Origin of the sequence: Desulfofundulus luciae (genome assembly GCF_030813795.1) — a bacterium.
In the GTDB taxonomy this organism is placed as follows: Bacteria; Bacillota; Desulfotomaculia; order Desulfotomaculales; family Desulfovirgulaceae; genus Desulfofundulus; species Desulfofundulus luciae.
This window is the reverse complement of sequence record NZ_JAUSUX010000029.1, coordinates 1-24,521: the sequence shown is the minus strand read 5'-3', so window position 1 is coordinate 24,521 and position 24,521 is coordinate 1. Positions and strand designations below refer to the sequence as shown.

The window sequence follows — 24,521 nt, the reverse complement described above, 5'->3', positions numbered from 1 at the left end:
CAATGAATAGAGCCCTGGGCAACGCCTACTGGCAATCCCAGGGCCTGATGAGCTTAACCGAACGCTATTCTTATCTTCGTCAAGCTTGGTGAACCACCGGATGCGGACCCGCATGTCCGGTGGTGTGAGAGGACGGGGGCTAGCCGCCCCCTCCTACTCGATTCTTCCGAAGACTGCCGCTCAATACCTTGAGCGGCACCTCACCCCCGTTCTTGCAGGGAGCCGGACAACCGCCCGCCCTTAGCCATCACGGGGTTTTTACAGTAAAGGGCCAATTTTTCCCGGTGTACCGGGCTACTGGCTGCCCGATTTCAAGAGGCCACTTCGTTGGCTGTTCAGAGGCTGGGACCTTAAGCGCATGTTAAAATTCCGGCGGCAACTGTTTTAGCTGGCTCAAGTAAAATACGGGCCCGTCCAGGCACACGTACTTGCTGCCGATGTTGCAACGGCCGCATTTGCCAATGCCGCACTTCATCTTCAGTTCCAGGGTTGTGATCACCTGGTCGTCGGAAAAACCCATCTTTTCCAGGGCCTGCAGCACGAACTTGATCATGATGGGCGGGCCACAGGTAATGGCATACTTGTTTTCCGGGGAGGGATTGATTTCCTCAAGGTAGGCCGGGACAAACCCTACATGCCCCTCCCAGCCCGGCTCGGCCCGGTCAATGGTGGTGTAGACGGTAGTGCCCGGCATTTGGGGCCAGCGATCCAGGATGTCGTATTTAAAACAAAGGTCGTCCATAGACCGGGCACCGTAGATAATATCTATCTTTCCGTAGTCTCCCCTGTTTTCCTCGGCCAGCACGAAATCAATTAGTGCTCTCAGGGGAGCCAGGCCAATACCACCGCCAATGAACAAAAGATCCTTGCCCTTCATTACCTCGTACGGAAAGTGGTTGCCGTAAGGACCGCGGATACCCACCTTGCTGCCCGGTTCCAGGCGATGCAGGGCACTGGTCAGCATGCCCACCTTTTTCACGCTAAACTCCAGGATGCCCTTCCTGGTGGGTGAGGAAGTAATGGAAATGGTAGCCTCCCCCACACCAAACACTGAAAGCTGGGCCACCTGGCCCGGCTTTTGCCTGAAGCTTTCCATTACTGCCGGATCATCGAACACCATCTGGAAGGTTTTCACGTCCGGGGTTTCATCGATAATTTTCACGATGGTGGCTGGATAAGGCTTTAAAGGGTTGCGACAGTGGCACTTAGTCATGCCTGGCCACCTCCTGCAGGTCGGCAATGATCTGGCGGATGTCAATGTTTACCGGACACCTGGTGACGCAGCGGCCACAACCAACACATCCGTCCAGGTTGTAGCGGTCCCGGTGGTATTTCAGTTTGTGCAGAAAACGGTTGCGTACCCGTTCCTTTTGGGTGGGCCGGGGGTTGTGTCCGCCAGCCATACGGGTAAAGTGGCTGAACATGCAGGAATCCCAGCAGCGCGACCGCACTCCCAACTCCCCATCCGGGCTTTGGTCGAAGATATCGAAGCAGTGACAGGTCGGGCAGATGTAGGTGCAGATACCACAGCCTAGGCAGCGGCGGGCAAGCTCACCCCAGTAAGGTAATTCAAAGTGTTGATCCAGGAATTCTTTTACGCCGGTAGTGTCTACATTACGGGTAAACTGCCCCGCTAACTTTTTGCCCAGTTCTTCACGAGCCGGAATTACCCGGTTTTCCCGGTCAGCGTCAAAGTACTGTTGGTACCTATTGACCAGTTCCTCTCCCCGGGGGGTTAGCACCTCGATGCCGTAACCATCGTCCATCTCTGTTAATAAAAGGTCGGCTCCTCCCCCGTCGGTGGGACCTCCTCCCATGGAAGTACAAAAGCAGTGGCGTTCCACCCGGGTACAGGATAGACCCACCAGAATGGTATCCTGGCGGCGCTTCTGGTAGTAGCAGTCCTGGTAGGCACCGTTAAAAACCGGATCTAGAGCCAGGATCCCTTTAATGTCGCAGGGGCGAAGGCCAAACAGTACGGCCGGTCCGGGAGTTTGCGCGTCCGCGAGGGTAATCTGACCACCGCCGGTGGAAAAGAAAAACATTTCTTCCGTCTGGGGGAAAAGCCAGCCCTTTGGGGATACCGTGCTATTGGTATAACCCAGGTTTATCTCAGCAAAGCCCCTTACGGGTTTAAATAAAGAAACGGTCTCTTCCTCCCTGACGGGAGCGATCAAGGTGTAATCCCTGGCCAGGGCATCGAGCCAGGCCCCTAAATTATCCCTGGTAATGGTGTATGCTTTCATCGGGCGTCACCTTCTACATAAATTCATCGGGATCGGATTTGGTAAATGCCCCTAAGGGCGGCAGTTCCTCCAGACTGGTACCTGGGGTGGGGACGTTGAACAGGTCCTTGATGTCCTTCAATATCTTCCGGTTGAGGAGCGAAAGAGGTATATTTACCGGGCATACCCGGTCGCACTCACCACAATCCACGCATCGTCCGGCCACGTGAAAGGCCCGGATGAGATGAAAAGCAGTATTCTCCGAGAGGTTATTGGCTTTGGCCACCCAGCAGGGTTCCGCCTGGTCAAAGACACATTCCCGGCAGGTGCAAGCCGGACAAACATTGCGGCAGGCATAACACCGCAGGCACCGGCTGAACTGTTTATCCCAGTATGCGCTTCTTTCTTCTACCGGTAGTTCTTCCAGCGTTTTTACTGCGACAAAGGGATCCGCCGGATCGTTAGGCGGTATTTCTTCCCCGAGCATAAAATCGGCAATTACCGGGGTGTGTTGTTCGCAGTCCCGGCACTTCTTGAGCAGGGCCTCGTCCCGGGTAAAAGTGAAAGTTTCCTCCTCTGTCTGCAAAGAAAAGTCTTGCTCACTGACGGCTGCAACCGTAATTTGTGCTCCCGGGTCAAGGCGGGCCGCCACCAGATCCGGGTTGATCAGGCCCGGGCAGGGTATGCCCAGGATGATCACCTTTTCCCGGGTGATCTGGTTATCCTGCAGCAGGCGATTGATGGCCCTGGAATCACAGCCCTTGACTACCACCGCCACTTTCCCCGGTTCATGACGGTAATCCAGCAGGTATTTAGCAAGATTATTGATACAGAGGGGATTCCAGACCAGCCGGTCCACCTCATCTTCCCGGCTGATGAAGGCGGGAACTACCCGGCTTACTTCACTGCCCGGGGCATAACCGATCACCAGGCTGGCCTCCCCATCGGCTAACAATTTCCGGGCTGTCTCCCTCAAATTTTCTTGGATTTTCATTAGTTCACTCATTCCACCCTCACCCCGGTGGAAATATCAGCAGGTTTCGGCACTGGTTTCTGTCTCATCTTGGTATTCGGTCCCAGGGCTTTAATTTGTGCCGTAATATCCTCCACTGTTTGGGCAAACTTAGCCCCTTCGGAGCCGCTGATCCAGCGGGCCTGGAAGCGTCCCGGTTCGAAGCCAACGTATTCCAGCAGGCGCTTAAAAATAAGGTAGCGCCGCCGCGTATGATAGTTGCCACTAACATAGTGGCAGTCCCCCGGGTGTCACCCGCTCACCAGCACACCGTCAGCCCCCCTCTGGAAGGCGCGCAGGATGAAAACAGGATTAACCCTTCCCGAACAGGGCACCCGGATCACCCGGATTGATGTGGGATAGTTCAAACGGCTAACGCCCGCCAGATCGGCGCCGGCATAACTGCACCAGTTACAACAAAAGCCGATGATTTTAGGTTCCCATTGTTCTGTTACAGACACAGTGCGTCCACCTCCGCCAGTACCTGCTCATTGGTAAAGCCTTTGACGTTGATTGCCCCGGCCCGGCAGGCTACGGTACAGGCGCCGCATCCCTGGCACAGTCCGGTGTTAACACTGGCCACCGTGCGTTCCACCGTTTTACCGCCCACCCGTTCGGTGACCGTTGCCGTTTCAATGGCCCGGTAGGGACAGACGTTTTTGCATTCCAGGCAACCGGAACAAAGGGCCTGGTTGACGTGGGCAATCATGGGGTCCACGGCCATCTCGCTGCGGGAGAACAATGCACATACCTTTGCCGCGGCCGCGCTGGCCTGGGCAACGGTATCGGGGATATCTTTAGGTCCCTGGCAGGCTCCGGCCAGGAAGACTCCCGCGGTATTGGTTTCCACCGGCCGCAGTTTGGGGTGGCTTTCCATAAAGAATCCGTCCTGGTCGGTGGAAAAGCCCACAATGCGGGCAATTTCGGCCGATCCTTTGCTGGGTACCATGGCCGTGGCCAGCACCACCAGATCCGCGGCTACTTCTACCGGCCGGCCCAAAAGGGTGTCCACACCCATGACCACCAGGTGGTCACCTTCGGGGTAAATTTTAGATACCCGGCCGCGGATATACCGGGCACCTTCATGGACCGTGCGCAGGTAAAATTCCTCGTAGGCCTTACCGGGGGTCCGGACATCCATGTAAAAGACATAGACCTTTGAACCCGGGATTTTTTCCAGCACCTGGTGAGCGTGTTTGGCCGTGTACATGCAGCAGGTCCGGGAGCAGTATTCCTTACCTTTGGCCGCATCCCGGGAACCTACGCACTTGATGAAAACCACGTTTTTCGGTTCCTTCCCATCGGAGGGCCTTAAAATCTTGCCTCCCGTTGGCCCGGAAGCGTTGTTCAACCTTTCAAATTGCAGCCCGCTGATTACATCGGGATAGCGCCCGTAACCGTATTCGCCGTAGGCCTGCTCCCATTCAAACAGGTCGTAACCGGTGGCCACAACAATGGCGCCCACCTGTTCCTTGACTAACTGATCTTCCTGCTGGTAATCGATTGCTTGTGCCGGGCAAACCTTCTGGCAGACGCCGCATTTACCCCTGGTAAACTGTCTGCAGTGTTGCCGGTCGATAACGGGTTTGTTGGGTACAGCCTGGGGAAAGCTGATGTAAATGGCCTTGCGCATTCCCAATCCCAAATTGTACTCGCTTAACACCTTGGTGGGACATTTCTCCCAGCAGGTGCCGCATCCGGTGCATTTGCTATGGTCGACGGAGCGGGCTTTTTGCCTGATGGTCACTTCGAAATTGCCGATATAACCTTCTACCTTTTCTACTTCGGCGTAAGTAAACAGGGTTATATTAGGGTGCTGCGCCGCAGCAACCATCTTGGGCGTGATAATTCAGGCCGAACAATCCAGGGTGGGAAAAGTTTTATCCAGCATGGCCATTTTCCCGCCAATGGTAGGCTCCCTTTCCACCAGGATGACCTGGTAACCGGCGTCGGCAATGTCCAGGGCGGTCTGCATACCGGCAATGCCGCCGCCGATGACCAGCGCCCGCTTGGTGACGGGAATGGTGGATTCAAAAAGGGGTTCCAGCTTGCTTACCTTGGATACGGCCCGGCGGATTAATTCGATGGCTTTCTGGGTGGCTTTTTCTGGCTCCCGTTGGTGTACCCAGGCGCACTGTTCCCGGATATTGGCCATTTCTAAAAGATAGGGGTTCAATCCAGCCCGGGCAAGGGTTTTGCGAAAGGTGGCTTCGTGGAGACGGGGGGAACAGGAGGCTACCACCACCCGGTCCAGGCGGTGTTCCCGCACTGCCTGGATAATTGTTTCCTGCCCGGGTTCAGAGCACATGTACTTGTAGTCGGTGGCGTATACCACTCCCGGAAATTTGGAAACTGCTTCCACTACCCGGGACATGTCTACCACCGCGCCGATGTTTAAACCACACCAGCAGACAAAGATGCCGATACGCTGCATACTTCTATCGCTCCTTGTCGGTGATAGTCTAACCAACCAGTTTAAGTACCTGGCCGGTATCTACAAAATGGGTATGCAGGCTCAAGTCCTGCGGATTCAAACCCATGGCCACCCCCAAAAGCTGGGTGAAATAAAATACCGGTAAGTGATAATTGGTTCCCCGGAGTCGGTTAACCTTTAACTGGCGCATGTCAAGGTTGAAGTGGCACAGGGGGCAGGCGCACACCAGGCAATTGGCACCGGAAAATGCCGCCGCCTTCAGGATACGGGAAACCATGGGAATAGCTACTTCTTCATTGCTTACCGCCAGGGAAGCCCCACAGCATTCGGTCTTATGCGGCCAGTCCACCGTATCCGCTCCGGCGGCCTGCATGATTTGCTCTATAATTTGCGGGTTTTCGGGATCATCGATCTGGATGGCCCGGGGCCGCACTAAAAGACAGCCGTAATAGGCGGCAATTTTCAGCCCTTTTAAGGGCTTCACTACCTGGGCCCGAATTTGCTCCAAACCAACGGAACTGATCACTTCCAGGATGGATATCACCTTAATCTTGCCGTGAAAAGGCCGCCCTGTAATTTCATTGACTTTTTCCCGCAGCTGGGGGTTCTGGTTCAATTCGTGGCAGGCCAGGGCCAGGCGCTGGTAACAGGCAGCACAGGGTGCGGTTACGTCGAGACCTGTTTCTTCGGCTAGGGCCAGATTGCGGGCGGGCAAGGCCAGGGCCAGAAGGTGGCTCGTACTGTGTCCGGCCGTAGCCCCGCAGCAACTCCAGTCGGGGACCTCCGTAAGTTCAATACCCAGGTGTTTACTTACCGCCCGGGTGGAAAGATCGTATTCCTTCCCGCTGGTTTCCAAACTGCAACCGGGATAATAGGCAAACTTCACGTTTAAACCTCCTTTTCCGCCTGGCGTACTTTTTCAAAAATACGGTTAATTTCTTCCAGTCCCCGTGGTTTTGTTACCGATAACTTTAACTTGCCCCGCCTTAACATGGTTAGCCCCGTATTGGCTTCCCGGAAAGGCTGGCCGGTTTTAAGATTGAACATGGCCATGGTGGCAAATTCAAACAACCGCCCGTACTTTTGAATGGACCCTAGGAAATTATTGTTGAACACGGCTACGTTGCGTCCCCTGCCCGGGGGTACCATGCCCTTGCGCCGGGCCATAATCCGCAAGGTATCCATTACCATCGCCACATCAATCTTCCGGGGGCAACGGACCGTACAGGTAACGCAGGAAGCGCAGAGCCAGATGCTCTGGCAACGGAGTACCTCTTCTTTTAATCCCATTTGTATCATACGCATTACCTGGTGGGGCATTAAGTCGTAGGCAAAGGCCACCGGGCAACCGGCGGTACACTTCCCGCACTGGTAACAATTTTCCACTGCCTGTCCGCTTTCCCGGGATACACGCTCGATAAAATCCCTATCTTCACTTTCGTTGAGTCTGATAGTTTCCATCTCAATCCCTCTTTTGTAAAGAACTTGCCCCTTTTCGAATATGATAGGGGTCAATTTCGCTAAAACAATAAATGCTATGTGATTTTTAAGATATACTTTCGACACCTGAGTGATAAATCCTCTTTAAAGTATAAAAAAATCTCCGTTCGGAAAATGACGGAGATCACAATACTACAAAAGGGGGAACAAGAAAAGGACAGGTTTCTGGCCTGTCCCCGATCCTATTTCCAAACCCTCAGCAAAAGGGCTCTTATGAAGGATGGCAGCCGCACGAAATACACGCGCAAGACAACTCACCCCTTTACTTTGTTGGTCCTTAATATAGTATGTGCCGCTAGCCGAAATGTGACAGTTTTAGAGATTAAATTTCTTTTGTTGACTGGAAGAAGCAAATCGCTCTACATCTTCGGGTTGGTTGATCGCAAGCCAGTTGGGCTGACTGCCGGGGTGGGCAAACCAGTGGGCAATCCGCTTCATAATTAGGTGGCGGTTTCCCTGGATGTGGCTTTTTAAAGGTAGAGAATGCAAAAAATGGCGGCCGTATTTTTTGTCCAGCAGGCGTCCATCTAAAACCACCACTACACCCCGGTCCTGGGCTGTCCGGATTAGCCGGCCAAAGCCCTGTTTAAAGCGAATAATGGCCTGGGGGAGGCTGAAATGGCTGAAACCATCCTTCCCCTGGGAGGCCAGCTCTTCCAGGCGTGCTTCCACTACTGGAACCTGGGGAGCCCAAAAGGGGAGTTTGACCATGACCACACAGCTTAAAGCCGGTCCGGGAATGTCCACACCTTCCCAGAAGCTGGACGCTCCCATTAGGATAGCCCTTTCAGAAGTGCGAAATTCCTCCACAAGTTGCCAGTGGTTGCCGTCAAGATTATGGCCGAGGAGACAGATATCCCTTTCTTCACATGCGGGCTTTAACCGGCGATAGGTTTCCTGCAGTGCCCGGTGGGAGGTATATAGGACCAGCATGCGACCTCCCGTAATTTCAGCCAGGTCCAGGAGCGTACTTGCCAGGGTGGCGAAGTATATATCTTCGGCCCCTTCTCCGGGAGTAGGCAGCCCTCTCACAATGCATAGCAGGGATTGGGATTCGTACCGAAATGGTGAGTCCACCTGCATGGTTACTACACGTTCGGGAGGAATAAGGTCCAAACCGGTACGTTCCATAAAATGTTCAAACGATTCTTCGACCGTTAAGGTTGCCGAGGTGAAAATGATTGATTTTTTACTTTGATACAAGTGCTCGTAAAGTATTTTATTTACCTGAATTGGCGCGGCCCGCAGGCTGCAGCTGGTCTTTTCCCCTCCTTCATGTACTTCGACCCAGTAAACGTTTTTCTCCAGGGTACCCTGAAGAATGGATTCCAGGTCCGCTACCATCCTGGTACCCTCTGTGGTATGGAATGATAGCTCCCAGGTCGGGCCGGCCCAGCTCTCATCTTCTATCTGGCTGGATTCCAGGTGATCTACAAGCTTTTTCAAGCCGGTCAACAAGTCCTTGAGACAGAAAAGGAGGTTTGCCTGTTCCGATTGCAGCTCGACAGTGATATCACCCTCTAAGCCCGGTTGTAAGCGGAGGACGTACCTGCGCGTATTTTCTTTTTGTTGAATGGAAGCTTGCCGGATTACCAGGTGCTGCAAGGCGTTAAAGAACGACTCCGCCCCCTGGAATACCCTGTGGCTGGCATCCCGGACCTTTTGGAGGCTGGAAAGCCAGGAAGAATCGCCCCGGGGTGGTGCCAGTTCGCTCAAGCGGATCAGGAGCCTGTTGAGCTTGTTTAACCAGCGGAAGAGCACGGTGCGCGAAATTGCGCGCCCCAGTTGTTCAGTGGCCGCGTCTTCCAGATGATGCGCTTCGTCCACCACCAGAGCAGCATATTCTGGAAGTACGCGGTTTTCAGCCCGCACATCGGAAAAGAGGAGAGAATGATTGATAATAATCAGGTTAGCCCTCTCAGCCTGGCCCCGGACTCGGGAAACATAACAGGCCCGGGCGAACCACCGGCAACGGGAGCCCAGGCAGGCTTCACTATCGGCACATAGTTCCTGCCAGAGTTCCTGCTCCAAACTGGAAAGATTGAGTTCGCTCCTGTCCCCGGTGGTGGTTTCTTGTGTCCAGACCAGTATGCGGGCATAGAAAGCTGCTTCCGCAGCAGTCCAGTCACGGGTCTGCAGGGTATTTAACCAGCGCCGCAGGCACAGATAATTTTGCCTGCCTTTAACCAGTGCCGCGCGGCAGGACCAGCCGAGGGCCGCTTTCACCAGGGGGATATCCCTTTGCCATAACTGTTCCTGCAGGTTAATGGTTCGCGTAGCAATAAGGACACGCTGCCCCCGGGAGAGGGACCAGTAAAATGCCGGGATTAAGTAGGCCATGGATTTTCCCGTTCCCGTGCCGGCTTCCATAAGCAAAAATTTTTCTTCCTCCAGGGCCCGGGTTATCGCTTCTACCATGCGTGCCTGTTGCGGGCGGTATTCGTAACTCTCCAGGTGGAGAGCCAGGGGACCGCCGGGCTCCAGCAATGCGGCCAGTTCCCGGGAGGATTGAGGAAGGTTTCGCGGGCAAACCGGTTCCTGTGTTTCTTCCGGTTCAGGGGGCAAAAAGAGGGCGGGACGGGTAATCTTCCTTGAGCGGGATTGCCAGGCCAACTGGCCTATTTCGTCTGCCCAGGCCGATCCGGCCCGCTGCAAAAAGGCGGCCAGGTATAACAACACCTGCCCCTCCATTTCCGCGGCCTTATCGAGTAGCCGGCGATAAAGGGAGACCGTGGCCAGGGCGTCATCCAGTGCCCGGTGGACGCGCCTTTGTTCTATCCCCAAAAAACGGCAAAGGTCGGCCAGTCGGAAGCCAGGGGCGTTGGGTAAAAGGATGCGGGCCAGTTCCCTGGTGTCAAAAAGCTGAGCTGCAATCGGGGTGCCCGCCGCGGCTTGCAGGAAATCCCTGTCGAAGGATACGTTATGACCCATCAGGGAGCTGTTGCCAAGGAAATCCATCACTGATGGTAACACCTCGTCCAGCGACGGGGCAGTGGCCAGAAGTTCCTCATTTAAACCGGTGAGACGGTGGATGGTTACCGGGACCCGTTGTCGCGGGCGGACGAGACTGTGGAATTGCCCGGTTATTTCTCCTTCTTCCAGCCGGAGGAGAGCTATTTCGATGATTTCATTATGTTGAGGATTCAAACCCGTAGTTTCCACATCACAAACTACCACCGAATGTGGCACCGCGCAACACTCTCCCCTTTTCGAATTCTGGGATGGGGGCAAAAAAATAAGCGCACACATATATATATTATCAAATTATAAGGAGGGGAAGAATAGATGGAAAAAACACCTTTGGATTTAGGCATGTTGCCCGAACCCTTGCGTAATCTGCTCCAGAACATCGATCCGGCCACACTGGAACAGTTAAAGGCCAGTGTTGATCCGGCAGCTTTGATGGGTTTTTTTAGTAATGCCATGGAATATATGCGTCAGTCCCTTAATGAGAAGGATAATCAGGCACTAAATCAATTGCTGGCAGGTGTGATGCGGTTAATGAATCAGCAGGGTAAAGGTTAAAATAAATTGGGGGTAGCTTTGGAAGCTACCCCCCTCTTTTTATTCTTCCCTCACTGGTTCCCGAAACAAAGGGCCAAAGTGCAGGGGTGGGAAACGGTGGCCTGGTTCATGTACCTGATCGGCACCGGTTGTTTCCATTGCCGGGGTTTCCAGTTCTTCTCCTTTCCCCCGGCTTAGTTTTTTGCTGGCCAGATCCGCCCGTACCATTCCCACACCCTGCTGTTCACGAGTCAAATCAGGCAGTTTTTCTGCCGAGGAATAAAGGATTCGCAGGATTTGACCGGAGTTTAGTTGGGGTGCCAGGGACCATATTAAGGCCACTGTCCCGCTGACGTGAGCAGTAGCCATGGAGGTACCGCTTAAACGCCAGAATAACCCCCCGTTTCCGGTGGAAAGTATACGTGTTCCCGGGGCGACCAGATTAATTTCCGGCCCCTGGCTGCTAAAGGAGGCCAGGCGGTTTTGTTCATCAATCGCACCTACCGCCACTACTTCCGGATAGGCGGCGGGATAATCAACTGAACGGGTGGTACCGTCGTTACCGGCTGCAGCCACCACGATCATTCCCTTGTCGGTTACTTGACGGATGGCCTCATACAGGGCCTTGCTGGGAGTATTGGAGCCGAAGCTCAGGTTAACCACCTGGATGCCCTGTTCCAGACACCACCCAAGAGCCCGGATTACATCGGCGAAATAACCTTCACCTTTGTGGTTGAGAACCTTTACGGCGTAAAGTTTGGCTCCGGGAGCGGCACCCACCACACCATAGTTATTTTTTACGGCTGCAATGGTGCCACTCACGTGGCTGCCGTGGCCGTTATCATCCTGGGGGGGGAGGTGGGGTTCCACAAAATTCACGCCCCCGACAATATTTTCCTGTAAGTCGGGGTGGTGCAGGTCAATTCCCGTATCTAAAACGGCTACTTTCATACCTTCTCCCGTGGTCTGGGACCAGAGCCGGTCGGCTCCAATGCGGTGAATGCCCCAGGGGATGATCTGGTAACTCTCCTGTTCCAGGAAGATATTTTTTGATTGTACCTCGAAGGGGTGCAGTTTTACCTGGAGATTTTCTTCCAGGACAGCTACTTCTTCCTCTTCTCTCAGGGCCTGGAGCTGGATCCCCAAGGAAAAATTACAAACTACGCCATTTACCAAAGGCAGAGGTTCAATGCGGGTGGCACCATGTTTACGGAGAAGATCCTGGTATTCCCTGCGCAACTCCTTCCCGTCAAAAGAGGGTTTTTTAAAAAGTATTATGCTGGAGAGTTTTTCTTGCCGTGCAAAAAGCTTCATTGGCTCCATCTCCCTACACCTGCTTGCTGCCGCTAACAGCCGGGGTATCTTCCGAGCCTGCCGTTGGTTCGGAGTTACTTTTTTTTTCCATGTTGGTAGCCAGGCTCCTTAAAAAGGTGTTCATGGGCTCCAGAACCCTGGCCAGATCCAGGGAACTGCCCTTACCGCTGCGAGTATTTTGATTGGCGGTTACCTTGAAGTCGTTGAAGGTTTTCAGTATGGAATCAAACATGATCTGTACACTGTTGGCGATGATTTCAATTACCTGGCCTACTGTTCTGGTGCCGGCGATAATCTTGCGCAGTGTGAGCTCCAGATCCTTTTTTTGGGCTTCAGAACGAAAAAGAGGTTCCTTGGTAAGGCGTTCCAGTTGATTAATAACTACTTCTAGCTTCTGGGTCAGTTTATTTTCCCGTGAACGCTGTACTTCAAGATCGGCAATTAATTCCGCCAGGCGGTCCAGGCTGGCCGACACTTTTCCGGTATCTTCAATCTGACCGCTTTTTTCTGCCTGCAGGCTTTCCAGTTTTTCCACCAGGTCATCGAGAGCTTCGTGGATGGGCTTTTCGTAGCTCACACTCTGCACATCCTTTCATCTAAGATGCGGGTGGAGGGCTACACTGGTGTAGCCCTCCTGGTTAGGAAAAGGTTCCTCACGGGCACCGGTAGCATGCCGGCTTTAAAAGGCCAGGACAACCAGTCCTACCACGGCAACCAGAGCACCGGCGAAGAAGAACCCGAACCTGATCAACAAAAGGCCAATTAGAATCAAGAAAATACCCGCAAAAACTTCTGTGACGCTAGTAGCCTTGGTCCCCACTTCCGGTTTTTCCACCACATCGGGCATCGTAAATTCCTCCTTTGTATGGTATTAGATTTTTCGTTTCTGAACGACACCCGGGTGCATCGTTCTGGTTCATAATATGAGGAAAACAAAGATGGTGTGACGCTGTTAAGACAATTTTTTCAAAGAAAGGAAAAAAGAGAAACAAAAAAGAGGGGGCTACCGTTCAGGTAAACCTCCTCTTGCACCTTCCCCTTTAACCTTTACATTCACACCGGTGTTCGGTAAGAACGGGTCTTACCATTAAAGCGGCCTTTTCCCCCAGATTGCCGGACCCCGGGAAGAGAAAATGTAGGGCAATGGCCAGGCCGTAAATTTGCCCGTGAAGGAAGGCTGCGTAATTGGCCAGTTGCGGGTCAGGTGGGAGCGCCTGCAGCTGGTTCAGGGCCTGGTTAAACAATGTTAGGAGCTTTTGTCCCTGTTCCCGCATCCAGGCCGGGTCCGGTTGTTGATTAGACTTCATAGCTCTCCCCTGGGGCGAGAATGATTACCCGCGCCGGTGTTTGTGCTTCCACCACCCGCTTGAATTCCTGCGGATCCTGCTCAATCAGGGGCCAGGTATTGTAGTGCATCGGAATGACCAGGTTTGGCTTAATCAGGTGTACTGCTTCCAGGGCGTCTTCGGGGCCCATGGTGAAATTATCTCCGATGGGCAACAGGGCCAGGTCAATGGGATGCAGGCGCCCCACCATGGCCATGTCTCCAAATAGTCCGGTGTCTCCGGCATGGTAAATGGTCTTTCCGTCCAGGGTAAAAACAAAGCCACAGGGGGTGCCGAGATATTCAGCCGGCCCGTTGGTAATCAGTCCGCTACCGTGCCATGCGGGCGTTAACTTTACTTTTACCGGACCAAATTGATGGCTGCCCCCAATATGCATGCCGTGGACCTGTACACCTTGACGGCTGCAATAACTGGCCAGTTCAAAAACTGAAACTACCGTTGCGCCGGATCTTTTAGCGATTTCAATTGTGTCCCCCAGGTGATCGCCATGACCATGACTGACCAGGATCAGGTCCGGGTGCAGGTCTTCTGCCCGAACGGTGGTCACCGGGTTACCGGTAATAAAGGGATCAATCAATACCGTTGCCTCACCCTCCAGGAGAAAGGCTGCGTGACCCAAAAAGGTAACCTTCATCTGGCAACATCCACTCCTTTCCGCTAGAAAATATTGAATATTATAGATTATTATACCCCAACCTTTCCTTCTGGGGTATCTATTTCACTCCCTGATGCCAGTTTTTGGTGATACTTCTCCAGCAAGTATTTAGTTATCTCCCGTGCTCCCCGGTAAGGGTCTTTTTCCCTCCTGGCAACTGCATCCAGAATGGGATTAATATATTCCAGCTCCTGGGTGATAATGCGCTGCCAGAGGTATTGTGCCAGTTCCAGGGTTTCGTTTCGTGCCCGGAACCATCGTCTTTCCCCGAGGGTTTTATCCTGGAGCAGGTACTGCCGGTGGCTTTCAATGGCTGCAAGTAGTTCAGCTACCCCCCGTCCATCCAGGGTAGAAGTCTTCACCACCGGAGGTCGCCAGTTTAAACGGCCCTCCTGCATGTCCAGCATCATTTCCACTTCGGCGGCAATTTTATTTGCCCCCGGTAAATCGCACTTATTGATGGCAAAGACATCGGCTATTTCCATAATGCCAGCCTTAATGGTCTGAATGGCGTCCCCGGCCCCTGGGGTTAACACCACCACAGTGGTATCTGCCAGGTGCATAATATCCAGTTCGGCCTGGCCTACCCCCACTGTTTCGACGATAATCCAGGAAAAGCCAAAAGCATCCATCGCTTTAACCACTTCGCCGGTGGTATGGGCCAGTCCACCCAGGTTCCCCCGGGTGCCCATGCTCCGTATGAATACGCCCCGGTCGGTGGCGTGGTTTTGCATTCTTATACGATCTCCCAGCAGTGCCCCGCCAGTGAAAGGGCTGGTAGGATCCACTGCAACAATGCCTATGGTTTCCCCTTTCTGGCGCAATAGGGTGGTAAGACAGTCCACCAGAGAGCTTTTGCCTGCACCCGGGGAACCGGTAATACCCACTATATACGCCTGGCCCGTTAGGGGATAAATCTGTTCCATAATATGTTCAACCACAGGCTCTTCATTTTCCAGGAAACTGATTACCCGCGCCAGTGCTCTGGGGTCGCCGGCCCGAAATCTTTCTATCAGGCTTGCTACATCCTTCAATTCGTACCCCTCCCCCCTTTTTATTATAACTGAAAAACCCACCCCACGGCATCTATTGTTGTGTAAAAAGGGGAAATTATAAAAACTTTTACTACCCGGAAAACTTTTACTACCCGGGGCAGCCGGAATGTTGCAGGTATCAGCCAGATGGTTTTTATGAGCTGCTGAATGGTAACTGCGAGGAAAAAAATAGGGCCCGCCATAAAACGAGGGGGGCGCTGAACTGTAAGAGCTGTTATTTTCCGCTAAGGAAGCAAATCTAACCGTTTGGCCGGCAAAGCTTTTCTGCTCCCGGAGTAATGGGTACAATAAGGGCAGAGGATGAAAACAACCTAATCTCCTCTCCCTTTCTCCGCTGTATCGACAGATACAGCTTTTTTTTGTCTTTTTAGCGGTTTTGTTCCAGATACTTTTCCGCACTGACTGCCGCGATAGCGCCGTCGGCCACGGCGGTGACTACCTGGCGCAGGGACTTTTGCCGGACGTCGCCCGCGGCAAAAAGGCCGGGACAGCTGGTCTGCATGTTTGCGTCGGTGAGGATATAGCCCCGTTCATCCAGCTTAACAAGCTCTTTCACTATAGAAGAATTGGGGCTGTACCCAATGTAGATGAACACCCCATCAACGGGCAATTCGCTGGTTTGGCCGGTGCGCACGTCTTTAATGCGTACACCGGTGACAGTTTCCTTGCCCATGATTTCGTCCACTATGCTGTGCCAGATAAATTCTATGCGCGGGTTTTGCCGGGCCCGCTCTTGCACGATTTTGGTGGCTCTTAATTCACCGCGCCGGTGAATGATAAACACCCGGGTGGCAAATTTGGTAAGAAACATGGCCTCCTCTACTGCTGCGTCTCCACCGCCCACTACCGCCACGCGTTTGTCTTTGAAAAAGGCCCCGTCACAGGTGGCACAATAAGAGACCCCCCGGCCATGAAAAGTTTCTTCACCCCTGACGTTTAATCTTTGGGGTTGCGCCCCGGTGGCCACGATGACCGTACGGGCCATGATCTCAGTGTCCTCTGTCTTTACTGCGAAGTTCAGGTTTTCTTTTTTGAGGGCTTCAACATTAGAGTTAAGGATTTCCAGGCCAAAACGCCTGGCCTGGGCTTCCATCCGGCTCATCAATTCCGGGCCCCCAATGCCTTCGCTAAAACCCGGATAATTTTCAATAAATTCCGTGGTAGCTGCCAGGCCACCGGTCATACCCCGTTCAATTAACAAACTTTTGAGTTTTGCCCGTGCAGCATAAATCCCGGCCGTTAATCCTGCCGGGCCACCTCCGATAATGGCTACGTCGTACATTAGGTCACCCCCCGAAGATACAAAACTGTTTTTAAGCATACCTTAAGTCTGTTTGTCTTGGTAACTTTAATTGAGCGCGTGGTACATAACATCCTACGGGCACATTTCAAAGGCATTTGAGCCCTGCGGATGACATCCCACCTGTTTTAAGACCCCTCCTCCACTTCGCCCAGATAGGCGCTCCGTATTTGCGGGTTGGCCTGTACTTCTGCTGAAGTACCGCTTAAGACAATGCGACCTGTTTCCAGCACGTACGCCCGGTGAGCTATCTGCAATGCCATATAGGCATTTTGTTCCACCAGGAGCACAGTAGTTCCCTGTTGGTTGATGTTCTTGATAATCTCAAAGATCTCTTCTACCAGCAGGGGCGACAGGCCCATGGACGGTTCGTCTAGAATAAGCAAAGTGGGTTTGCTCATTAATCCCCGGCCCATGGCCAGCATTTGCTGCTCCCCGCCGGACAGGGTGCCGGCCAGTTGTTTGGCCCGTTCCCGTAAACGGGGAAAACGTTTCAATACTTCTTCCAGGCTTTCCTGTACCTCGGCCCGGTTACGGCGGGTGTAGGCTCCCATCAAAAGGTTTTCCATGACGGTGAGATTGGGGAATATTTGCCGCCCTTCCGGCACATGCGAAATGCCCATTCTCACTATCTGGTGGGCCGGGGTACGATTTATTTTTTTGCCCTGGAAATAGATTTCTCCCTGGCGGGGAATTAACAGCCCCGAGATGGTACGCAGGGTGGTGGATTTTCCCGCGCCATTGGCTCCGATAAGGGTAACTATTTCCCCTTTCTCGACGTAAAAGGAAATCCCCTGTAATGCACGGATGGAACCATAATAAACTTCAAGGTCTTTTACTTCCAGGATCAAGCCACCGTCGCCCCCTTGCCCAGGTAGGCCTCCAAAACCACCGGGTTGTTTCGGATTTCCAGGGGCGTACCTGTTGCAATAATTTGTCCAAAGTCCATGACCACAAGCCGCTCGCACAGGTTCATAACCATACCCATCTGGTGTTCAATTAGTAATACCGTCAGTTTAAATCTCTCCTTGATGTAGCGGACCAACTCCACCATGCGCTTCACTTCTGCCGGGTTCATTCCCGCCGCCGGTTCGTCCAGGAGCAGTAGTTTGGGGTGCGTGGCCAGCGCCCGGGCAATTTCCAGCCGCCGTTGATCCCCGTAAGCCAGGTTGGCTGCCTTTTCATTTGCCCGGTGGGCCAGGTTTAATGCCTCCAGCAGTTCCATTGCTTCCCGGGTAACCCTTGCTTCTTCAGCGTTATACCGGGGCGTTCGTAAAAGGGCATCAAAAAAGTTATATTTAATGCGGGGATGAAACACTGCCCGCACATTGTCCAGCACCGTATTTCCTTTGAAGAGACGAATATTTTGAAATGTCCTCGCTATGCCCCGCTGGGAAATCTTAAAAGGCGGCAGGCCTGTAATATCTTCTCCACAGAAATGTATGGTACCAGCGGTTGGTTTATAAAGGCCAGTGATCAGATTGAAAATTGTGGTTTTGCCCGCACCGTTGGGGCCAATGAGGCCGACAATCTCTCCCTCATCCAGTCTTAAGCTAAAATTGTTCACTGCTTTGAGGCCGCCAAAGGCTTTGGACATGTTACTAATTTCCAGAACCGGCATGGGTGTGCTCCTTTCCGGTCACCATTTTCAGATGATCAGGGACTAATAACCGCAATTCCTTGCCGCTGAAAAGACCCTGGGGTCTAACGATAATCGAAACGACTAGAATGAGGGCGTAAATAACTCCGCGCCAGTCAATAAAGTTTTGTCCCAGGACCACACGCAGAACTTCCAGCAAGAAGACCCAGCCCACTGCCGTGACAATAGTGCCCGTCATGCTTCCCAGCCCGCCCAGCACCACAATGAGGAGGAAGTCAAAGGATTTCAGGAAATCAAAACTGGCCGGGTGCAAAAAGGGATAACGGTGGGCGTAAATGCCTCCGGCCAGGCCCGCTAGGGCACAGCCCAGGACAAAGGCCATGACCTTGTAACGGGTGGTGTCAATGCCCATTACATCGGCAGCAATTTCATCTTCCCGGATGGAGGTGCAGGCACGACCATAAGTAGAAAAAATGAAATTACGCACCAGCAGAATTACAATCAGCGTCAGGATAAAGATCAGATCGAAGTCGGCTACCTGGGGTGTGCCGCTCATCCCCGTGGCTCCGCCCAGCACCGGGAACAGCTTGTTGCCGTTTTCCATGCCTACTCTAACAATAATACCAAACCCGAGGGTGGCGATGCCCAGGTAGTCGGAACGCAACCTTAAAATGGGCATGCCGATCAGCAATGCTACCAGACCTGCTACCGCAGCCCCGGCCAGGAGGGATAGAAAGAAAAACAGCATATTGCCGTTTCCATAGACCTTGTCCAGGGCTCCCGCCGTATAAGCTCCCAGACCGTAAAAAGCTGCGTGGCCCAGGGAAAACTGCCCCGTGAAGCCGTAGATGATGGAAAGCCCCAGGGCACCGATGACAATAATCAGGGCCTGGTCCAGCACCAGTTGCCAGTAGGGAGTAAGCATCCCACTCAATTGCATGGCTTTGACCAGGGCAAAGGAGAACGCTGCCCCTGCAAAGAAGAAAAACGTGTTGCGTGATAATTTCATCTGCCCCTTCACCTGCTTTATGACGTTATACTTTTTCTGTTTCCGTACGGCCCAGCAGCCCCGTAGGCCGGACTAGGAGAACCAGAATCAAAATGGCAAAGGCAATGGCATCTCGCATTTGGGAAGATATATAGGCGGAAGTCAGGATTTCCACCTGACCCATAATAAGCGCGCCCAGTACTGCTCCCGGAATGATCCCGATTCCGCCCAGTACGGCGGCGGTAAAGGCCTTTAAACCGGGCATGATACCCATGAAGGGGTGAATCTGGGGATAGGCAATGGCGTATAAAACACCTCCCAGGGCGGCAAAGGCCGACCCGATGGCGAAGGTAATGGATATGGTGGTATCCACATTTACGCCCATCAGCCGGGCGGCGTTATGATCTACGGCCACCGTGCGCATGGCCATACCAGTTTTCGTACGGTAAATTAGTATTTGGAGCAGGATAAGCATGAACAGAACAACCACAAAAACGATCACTTGAATATTGCTGACGGAGAGGCCGGCAATATTCCACTGTACTTCAGGAAAGGGTCGCGGCACCACCCGGTAATTGGGGCCAAATACGAACTTAAGGCTGCTGAAGTACTCTAAAAAGAGCGATACACCGATGGCGCTAATCAGGGCGGCAATTTTCGGAGCATAACGCAAGGGACGGTAAGCTACCCGTTCAATGATCACCCCGAGCAGGGCACAGGCTACCATGGCCGTAAGTATGGCCACGGGCAGGGGCAACCCCCATACGGCAAAGCCAAAGTAGCCAAGAAAAGCCCCCACCATAAAGACGTCACCGTGGGCGAAGTTAATCAGTTGCACCACTCCGTAAACCATGGTGTAGCCCAGGGCAATCAGGGCGTACATGAGTCCCAGTTGTAAGCCGTTCAACACCTGTTCCAGGAAATGCTCCACTCTACTGAACCTCCTGCAGTCACCAATCTGAAGGCGGGGAGGGGTTTCCCGCCTCCCCGCTTTCTGTTGCCGTTTTAATTGGGCTTGATGGCCGTGACGAACTTCTGCTTGCCGCCCTCTATTTTGAGTATGGTTACCGGCTTAATCGGGTTGCCGTTCTCGTCGAAGGAAACTTTCTCGCCGCTTACGATGGAGAAGTCCTTGGTGTTCTGCAAGGCTTCTTTAATCTTGGCCGGGTCATCGCTATTCGCGGTCTTAATAGCATTGAGCAGCAGGTTGGTGGCGTCGTAGGTCAGAGTAGCAAAAGCGTCGGGCTCTTGACCGTACTTTTCCTTAAACTGCTTGACCCAGTTTTGTACCTCGGGCCTGGGATCTTGTGCGGAGTAGTGGTTGGTGAAATAACCGCCTTCCATGGTCTTGTAATCGAGGTCGCTGGAGTCCCAACCGTCGCCGCCGATAAATACGGCCTTGATGCCTTTATCCCTGGCCTGTTGGCCTATCAGGCTGACCTTCTGGTAGTAGTCCGGCAGGTAGAGAATGTCGGGATTTTTCTTGGCAATGTTGGTCAGCACTGCGGAGAAATCGGTGTCATTCTTGGCATAGGCTTCCATGGCCAGTACTTGTCCTCCACCGGCAGTGAAGGCTTCCTTGAAGTTGTTGGCTAGGCCAATGGTATAGTCGTTACCCTGGTCATAAAGGATGGCGGCAGTTTTTAGCTTAAGTTTTTCCAGGGCAAACTTGGCTGCCACAGTACCCTGGGTGGGGTCAATGAAACAGGCCCGGAAGATATATTCTTTGCGCTTACCCTCGTCTACAGTAACCTTGGGGCTGGTAGCCGTGCCGGTAATCAAGACCACCTTGTTATCATTGGCAAACTTGGAAATGGGAATGGTGGTTAAGGAAGTAAGGGAACCTACAATGGCCTTGACGCCATCCTGGGTAATCAGTTTGGTGGCAACGTTGACAGCTTCCGTGGCGTCGTTACGATCATCAGCTTTTACGGGTTCAATTTTAAAATCCCCCGCCTTGTAACCGGCCTGTTCTAAAGCCAGGTCAAAACCTTTCTGGGCCGATTCGCCAAAGGTCTTTACATCGCCGGTCAAGGGGGCAATAAACCCGATCTTGATCACCTTTTCCCCCGAGGCGCCTTGGCCGCCACAGCCCGTAACCACCAGGGCCAAACTGAGCACTACAACTAAAAGAATGGACCATAATTTCTTACGCACGGGTCGTACCTGGTTCAAAAAAGCTCACAAAACCTAACAACTGTTAGTTTTTGTGAACCCGGCCTCCCCATGACCAGGTTTTCGCTCCTTTCTGGATTGGATTTGCCCACTCCTGGGAGCGGGCTGAAGCGACAGGGAGGCCTCGGCCCGGGAGTCTCACCCGGTGCGTCCACGGAACGGCTATCCGTTCCCGTACCCCAGGCCCGCAGGTTGACTGGAGTAGAGGCGGCGTGCTCGCCGCCGCAGACGCCGCTCTGTTAGAGCGCCTACCGGTTTTAACGATACCGGCTAAACGCGGTCGCCTACTCGGTACACATGCCTTTCGGGTCATCCCTTTTCCTTCCCCAGGAAATGCCGCTGGTATCCCGTTCATCGGCTTACCGCCTCGGGCTGCTCCTCTGAACACTCGCGGCATCTTAACCATTTTTGCATTTAGTTATTATGCTTTTTTAATATTTGTTGGTTTATCAGTAACTGCTATGAACCTCCCGGGCACCGTCACCTCCCCTTTGTTTTGGCTGGTAATCATGTTTTTTAACTAAACGGTAAGTTAATTCCACAAAATCTTCAAAAATCCTTTTTATCTCTCCATGTGGGAGGATAAAAATTTTGGAGCGCCTTTATTGGCGCTCCACAGAGCTTTTTCCATAGTTTTTTGGAGATTTCTGGACAATTTATTAATTGTGGCAGGGAATCCTTTTCTCTTGCCCATCCACCTCCTTGTACCCCGATTACATTAAAAACTATATTAAATGCACCCGGCTATTTTGTCTGGTAATTTATTCCTTAAGCAGGGTGGGATGGCGTAAATTTGCACAACCACATTCCTGCCGGGCATCGATTTGGCGCATAGCCTCCAGGAGAATGCCCCCCATGCGGTGCGCTTCACGATAAAAAATATCGGCTAGTTCCCGGTGCTCCCATTCACTGACCACACCCTCGGCGTAGTTGGTCACTATATCCACCCGGCCGTAGCAGGCACCAATTTCCCTGGCCAGATAAACCTCGGGGCACATGCTCTGCCCCACTATATCGGCTCCTAAGCGTCCCAACATGGCTATCTCGGCCGGGCTTTCAAAATGACGTCCGTCGGTGACGGCATAAATTCCCCGGTCAAAAATGCGCCCCCGTCCCGGCGTACTTTTTTCGGCCGCGTTGATCAGGGCGTCCCGGAGGACGGGGCAAACGGGCTGGCGCATGGTGAGCAGGAATTCACCATCGAGGCCCACGTCTTTGCGCATGGAAAAGTCCAGGTAATCCGAGGCAACCAGAATATCCCGGGGCTTAAGCAGGTGGTTGATGGATCCTACCCCGCCCTCGGCTAAAATTCTCTTTACACCTGCTTCCCGCAGCACCCAGAAGAGTTGTTGGGAGGCCCTGCCCCGGCTTGTCCCCCGGCGCCAGCCGTGCATTTTTGCGGTTAACACTTTTTTCTTCCCGAGGGTAAACAACTTTAAGGGAGGACTGTCCCCGTAGGGCGTGGGGAAAACCAGTTTTTCAGCCAGAACCTGGACATCGGGAGCACCCAGGTCTTCAGGGAAATTTAAGCTAAAGGTACTTGACCCGCCAATGATGGCAAACTCCACTCGGGGGATGTCTGGTGCGGACACGCAATCAACTCCTTTGGGCGACATAAAAATGACGCCGGCTTTCTGTATGAATGGGGTTAAAGGAAAAGGCATCGTAGGAAGCGAGGTGCTTAAGTTCCGCGGCTTGCAAGGCCTGCTGTATTTGCTCCGGTGTGTAGCCGTACTCCACGTGTTGTTCGGTAAATTTATAATAGTATTCCCCTTCCCGGACAAAGGCGGTGAGCTGAACTTCCCAGCTGCAATTTACGGGCCGGTAGCAGCTCTGCCAGATTAGGGTCATATCCGGTTCGTTCACTACGGTTACTTCAGGGGTGGTGCCAGCCAACCATCGAATGGCATTTAAATCAAAAACGAACAGTCCACCGGGCGTAAGATTTTTTCTCACCTGTCGGAAGGTCTTTTTCAGATCCCTGTAGTCTACTAGATAGTTTAATCCATCATGAAAGCAGGTAATTAAGTCTACCGGTTCCTTAAGCTGAAAAGAACGCATATCGGCGGTAAAGAAATTTACCGCCAACCCCTGTTTTGCAGCCTTCTCTCTGGCAATGGCAACCATGGCCGGGGAAAGATCCAATCCCATGACCCGGTAACCCCTGCGGGCCAGGGGCAGGGTGGTATTCCCCGTACCACAGGCCAGATCCAGGATCGTACGGGGGTGAAAGTTAAATCTCAGTAGAATTTCCTCCAGGTAATCAGCCCAGCCCTCAAAGTCCACCCCGGCCACTAAAAAATCGTAAATGTGTGCCAGACCGGCATAGCACTGCATAACCATTTCCTTTCACAAAAATTAAGTTAAATGTGCCCCCGGTGAAATTCCGGGGGCTTTGAAAATTTATCATTTTAGGCTGGCCAGAATGTCTTCCAGCACCTTTTTAATTTCCTGGTCACCGTTAATATTTTTGAGCAGTCCCTTGTCGGCGTAATAATCAATTAATGGTTGGGTCTGGGCTTCGTAAACATCCAGGCGGTTGGCTACAGCTTCCTCGTTGTCATCGCTGCGCTGGTAGAGCTCACCGCCGCAGCTATTGCATTTGCCCTCCACCTGGGGTGGGTTAAACAGGATATGATAGCTGGCGCCGCAACCGCGGCAAACCCGGCGGCCGGTGAGGCGAGCCATAAGCTTGTCCCGGGGTACGGCAATGTTAATTACTGCATCAAGCCGGATGCCCATGGTTTGGAGAGTGTCATCCAGTGCCTGGGCCTGGGCCAGGGTTCGGGGGAATCCATCCAACAGGAAGCCCTTCTCACAGTCGGGCTTTTGCAGGCGGTCCCGCACCATGCCTACGACCACATCATCGGGGACCAATTCGCCCTTATCCATATATTCCTTGGCTTTTTTCCCCATCTCCGTACCTTCTTTAATTGCTGCCCGGAACATGTCTCCCGTGGAAATGTGGGTAATATTCAGTTCCTTCACCAGCATTTCGGCCTGGGTACCCTTCCCGGCCCCTGGCGGCCCCATGATGAGTAGTTTCAAAACCATCCCCTCCTGAAAATAACCGTAATCAATTAATATAAATTATAGCATGGATTACCCACCAGGGAAACAGGTTTATCAAGCGACAAAAACAAAACCCGGGTCTGACCCGGGTCACCTTCACAATAAAAAATACTGGTCGGGATGACAGGATTTGAACCTGCGACCTCACGGTCCCGAACCGTGCGCTCTAGCCAAACTGAGCTACATCCCGCCCGCAAAAAATATTATCCTACAAGGTTTACGAAAAGTCAAGGATTTTTCCCGAGCCTGTGATCCGTCTGTGATATTGTCAGGGTAAAATCCGTCAGTGAAAATGTCAGTATGAAGGAGATGGTTACCCTGTCACAGACGGAACTGAAGCG

At 52.9% G+C, this 24,521-nt stretch carries 24 protein-coding genes and 1 tRNA gene; 1 reads left to right on the top strand and 24 read right to left on the bottom strand.

Annotation, left to right across the window (positions count from 1 at the left end; genetic code table 11):
• Nucleotides 1-361 precede the first annotated feature (361 nt).
• The 8 genes from J2Z49_RS13055 to J2Z49_RS13020 all read right to left on the bottom strand — a co-directional run bounded on the left by J2Z49_RS13055 (nt 362) and on the right by J2Z49_RS13020 (nt 10,360).
• Nucleotides 362-1,213 carry an FAD/NAD(P)-binding protein gene (locus J2Z49_RS13055; protein ID WP_307403386.1) on the bottom strand — a complete coding sequence of 284 codons (852 nt, stop codon included), beginning with the start codon at nt 1,211-1,213 and terminating at the stop codon, nt 362-364.
• Nucleotides 1,206-2,246 (bottom strand): 4Fe-4S dicluster domain-containing protein, encoded by a 1,041-nt coding sequence (locus tag J2Z49_RS13050; RefSeq protein WP_307403385.1) that lies wholly within the window; start codon nt 2,244-2,246, stop codon nt 1,206-1,208. The genes J2Z49_RS13055 and J2Z49_RS13050 overlap by 8 nt, the downstream gene beginning before the upstream one ends.
• A 13-nt stretch (nt 2,247-2,259) precedes the next feature.
• Complete coding sequence (locus J2Z49_RS13045; protein WP_307403384.1) at nt 2,260-3,219, bottom strand: Coenzyme F420 hydrogenase/dehydrogenase, beta subunit C-terminal domain; 960 nt, start codon at nt 3,217-3,219, stop codon at nt 2,260-2,262.
• An 8-nt stretch (nt 3,220-3,227) separates the two neighbouring features.
• Nucleotides 3,228-3,698 (bottom strand): hydrogenase iron-sulfur subunit, encoded by a 471-nt coding sequence (locus J2Z49_RS13040; RefSeq protein WP_307403383.1) that lies wholly within the window; start codon nt 3,696-3,698, stop codon nt 3,228-3,230.
• Entirely contained in the window at nt 3,689-5,671 is a 1,983-nt protein-coding gene (locus J2Z49_RS13035; protein WP_307403382.1) for a CoB--CoM heterodisulfide reductase iron-sulfur subunit A family protein, read from the bottom strand. The genes J2Z49_RS13040 and J2Z49_RS13035 overlap by 10 nt, the downstream gene beginning before the upstream one ends.
• A gap of 28 nt (nt 5,672-5,699) precedes the next feature.
• Nucleotides 5,700-6,557 (bottom strand): CoB--CoM heterodisulfide reductase iron-sulfur subunit B family protein, encoded by an 858-nt coding sequence (locus tag J2Z49_RS13030; RefSeq protein WP_307403381.1) that lies wholly within the window; start codon nt 6,555-6,557, stop codon nt 5,700-5,702.
• 2 nt (nt 6,558-6,559) lie between these two features.
• The gene (locus J2Z49_RS13025; protein WP_307403380.1) at nt 6,560-7,132 is read right to left on the bottom strand and encodes a 4Fe-4S dicluster domain-containing protein; all 573 of its coding nucleotides are present in this window, start codon (nt 7,130-7,132) and stop codon (nt 6,560-6,562) included.
• Nucleotides 7,133-7,486: 354 nt separating this feature from the next.
• Complete coding sequence (locus J2Z49_RS13020; RefSeq protein ID WP_307403379.1) at nt 7,487-10,360, bottom strand: helicase C-terminal domain-containing protein; 2,874 nt, start codon at nt 10,358-10,360, stop codon at nt 7,487-7,489.
• A gap of 96 nt (nt 10,361-10,456) precedes the next feature.
• Here J2Z49_RS13020 and J2Z49_RS13015 point away from each other — a divergent pair, with 96 nt between their 5' ends.
• A complete protein-coding gene (locus J2Z49_RS13015; protein WP_307403378.1) occupies nt 10,457-10,696 on the top strand; it encodes a hypothetical protein in 240 nt (79 codons plus the stop codon).
• 39 nt (nt 10,697-10,735) lie between these two features.
• On the opposite strand, the gene J2Z49_RS13010 is transcribed toward J2Z49_RS13015, so the two are convergent.
• From J2Z49_RS13010 to J2Z49_RS12935, 16 genes are all read right to left on the bottom strand, one after another.
• Entirely contained in the window at nt 10,736-11,989 is a 1,254-nt protein-coding gene (locus J2Z49_RS13010) for a S8 family peptidase (protein ID WP_307403377.1), read from the bottom strand.
• 13 nt (nt 11,990-12,002) lie between these two features.
• Entirely contained in the window at nt 12,003-12,566 is a 564-nt protein-coding gene (locus J2Z49_RS13005; protein WP_307403376.1) for a hypothetical protein, read from the bottom strand.
• 102 nt (nt 12,567-12,668) lie between these two features.
• The gene (locus tag J2Z49_RS13000; protein ID WP_165613191.1) at nt 12,669-12,836 is read right to left on the bottom strand and encodes a hypothetical protein; all 168 of its coding nucleotides are present in this window, start codon (nt 12,834-12,836) and stop codon (nt 12,669-12,671) included.
• Nucleotides 12,837-13,029: 193 nt separating this feature from the next.
• Complete coding sequence (locus J2Z49_RS12995; RefSeq protein ID WP_307403375.1) at nt 13,030-13,296, bottom strand: hypothetical protein; 267 nt, start codon at nt 13,294-13,296, stop codon at nt 13,030-13,032.
• Entirely contained in the window at nt 13,286-13,969 is a 684-nt protein-coding gene (locus tag J2Z49_RS12990) for a metal-dependent hydrolase (RefSeq protein ID WP_307403374.1), read from the bottom strand. Before J2Z49_RS12990 ends, J2Z49_RS12995 begins: the two co-directional genes overlap by 11 nt.
• A gap of 50 nt (nt 13,970-14,019) precedes the next feature.
• A complete protein-coding gene (gene meaB, locus J2Z49_RS12985) occupies nt 14,020-15,024 on the bottom strand; it encodes a methylmalonyl Co-A mutase-associated GTPase MeaB (protein WP_307403373.1) in 1,005 nt (334 codons plus the stop codon).
• Between the two features lie 388 nt (nt 15,025-15,412).
• Nucleotides 15,413-16,327: a thioredoxin-disulfide reductase gene (trxB, locus tag J2Z49_RS12980; RefSeq protein ID WP_307403372.1), complete on the bottom strand. Its 915-nt coding sequence runs from the start codon at nt 16,325-16,327 to the stop codon at nt 15,413-15,415.
• A gap of 146 nt (nt 16,328-16,473) precedes the next feature.
• Nucleotides 16,474-17,196, bottom strand: coding sequence for an ABC transporter ATP-binding protein (locus J2Z49_RS12975; RefSeq protein ID WP_307403371.1), 723 nt, complete (start codon nt 17,194-17,196; stop codon nt 16,474-16,476).
• Nucleotides 17,193-17,966 carry an ABC transporter ATP-binding protein gene (locus tag J2Z49_RS12970; RefSeq protein ID WP_307403370.1) on the bottom strand — a complete coding sequence of 258 codons (774 nt, stop codon included), beginning with the start codon at nt 17,964-17,966 and terminating at the stop codon, nt 17,193-17,195. The genes J2Z49_RS12975 and J2Z49_RS12970 overlap by 4 nt, the downstream gene beginning before the upstream one ends.
• Nucleotides 17,947-18,954: a branched-chain amino acid ABC transporter permease gene (locus tag J2Z49_RS12965; RefSeq protein ID WP_307403369.1), complete on the bottom strand. Its 1,008-nt coding sequence runs from the start codon at nt 18,952-18,954 to the stop codon at nt 17,947-17,949. Before J2Z49_RS12965 ends, J2Z49_RS12970 begins: the two co-directional genes overlap by 20 nt.
• 25 nt (nt 18,955-18,979) lie before the next feature.
• Entirely contained in the window at nt 18,980-19,864 is an 885-nt protein-coding gene (locus J2Z49_RS12960) for a branched-chain amino acid ABC transporter permease (RefSeq protein WP_307403368.1), read from the bottom strand.
• 74 nt (nt 19,865-19,938) lie between these two features.
• Nucleotides 19,939-21,090 (bottom strand): ABC transporter substrate-binding protein, encoded by a 1,152-nt coding sequence (locus tag J2Z49_RS12955; protein WP_307403367.1) that lies wholly within the window; start codon nt 21,088-21,090, stop codon nt 19,939-19,941.
• 779 nt (nt 21,091-21,869) lie between these two features.
• Nucleotides 21,870-22,700 (bottom strand): MTAP family purine nucleoside phosphorylase, encoded by an 831-nt coding sequence (locus J2Z49_RS12950; RefSeq protein WP_307403366.1) that lies wholly within the window; start codon nt 22,698-22,700, stop codon nt 21,870-21,872.
• A 4-nt stretch (nt 22,701-22,704) separates the two neighbouring features.
• Nucleotides 22,705-23,445: a class I SAM-dependent DNA methyltransferase gene (locus J2Z49_RS12945; RefSeq protein ID WP_307403365.1), complete on the bottom strand. Its 741-nt coding sequence runs from the start codon at nt 23,443-23,445 to the stop codon at nt 22,705-22,707.
• A 69-nt stretch (nt 23,446-23,514) separates the two neighbouring features.
• Nucleotides 23,515-24,156 carry an adenylate kinase gene (locus J2Z49_RS12940; RefSeq protein WP_307403364.1) on the bottom strand — a complete coding sequence of 214 codons (642 nt, stop codon included), beginning with the start codon at nt 24,154-24,156 and terminating at the stop codon, nt 23,515-23,517.
• Nucleotides 24,157-24,292: 136 nt separating this feature from the next.
• Nucleotides 24,293-24,370: transfer RNA gene (locus tag J2Z49_RS12935), tRNA-Pro, on the bottom strand.
• Nucleotides 24,371-24,521: the final 151 nt, after the last annotated feature.

Coding starts and splice junctions, on each gene's coding strand:
- J2Z49_RS13055 (WP_307403386.1), bottom strand. CDS start 1,213: ATGACTAAGTGCCACTGTCGCAACCCTTTAAAGCCTTATCCAGCCACC.
- J2Z49_RS13050 (WP_307403385.1), bottom strand. CDS start 2,246: ATGAAAGCATACACCATTACCAGGGATAATTTAGGGGCCTGGCTCGAT.
- J2Z49_RS13045 (WP_307403384.1), bottom strand. CDS start 3,219: ATGAAAATCCAAGAAAATTTGAGGGAGACAGCCCGGAAATTGTTAGCC.
- J2Z49_RS13025 (WP_307403380.1), bottom strand. CDS start 7,132: ATGGAAACTATCAGACTCAACGAAAGTGAAGATAGGGATTTTATCGAG.
- J2Z49_RS13015 (WP_307403378.1), top strand. CDS start 10,457: ATGGAAAAAACACCTTTGGATTTAGGCATGTTGCCCGAACCCTTGCGT.
- J2Z49_RS13010 (WP_307403377.1), bottom strand. CDS start 11,989: ATGAAGCTTTTTGCACGGCAAGAAAAACTCTCCAGCATAATACTTTTT.
- J2Z49_RS13000 (WP_165613191.1), bottom strand. CDS start 12,836: ATGCCCGATGTGGTGGAAAAACCGGAAGTGGGGACCAAGGCTACTAGC.
- J2Z49_RS12995 (WP_307403375.1), bottom strand. CDS start 13,296: ATGAAGTCTAATCAACAACCGGACCCGGCCTGGATGCGGGAACAGGGA.
- J2Z49_RS12990 (WP_307403374.1), bottom strand. CDS start 13,969: ATGAAGGTTACCTTTTTGGGTCACGCAGCCTTTCTCCTGGAGGGTGAG.
- trxB (WP_307403372.1), bottom strand. CDS start 16,327: ATGTACGACGTAGCCATTATCGGAGGTGGCCCGGCAGGATTAACGGCC.
- J2Z49_RS12970 (WP_307403370.1), bottom strand. CDS start 17,966: ATGCCGGTTCTGGAAATTAGTAACATGTCCAAAGCCTTTGGCGGCCTC.
- J2Z49_RS12965 (WP_307403369.1), bottom strand. CDS start 18,954: ATGAAATTATCACGCAACACGTTTTTCTTCTTTGCAGGGGCAGCGTTC.
- J2Z49_RS12945 (WP_307403365.1), bottom strand. CDS start 23,445: ATGCAGTGCTATGCCGGTCTGGCACACATTTACGATTTTTTAGTGGCC.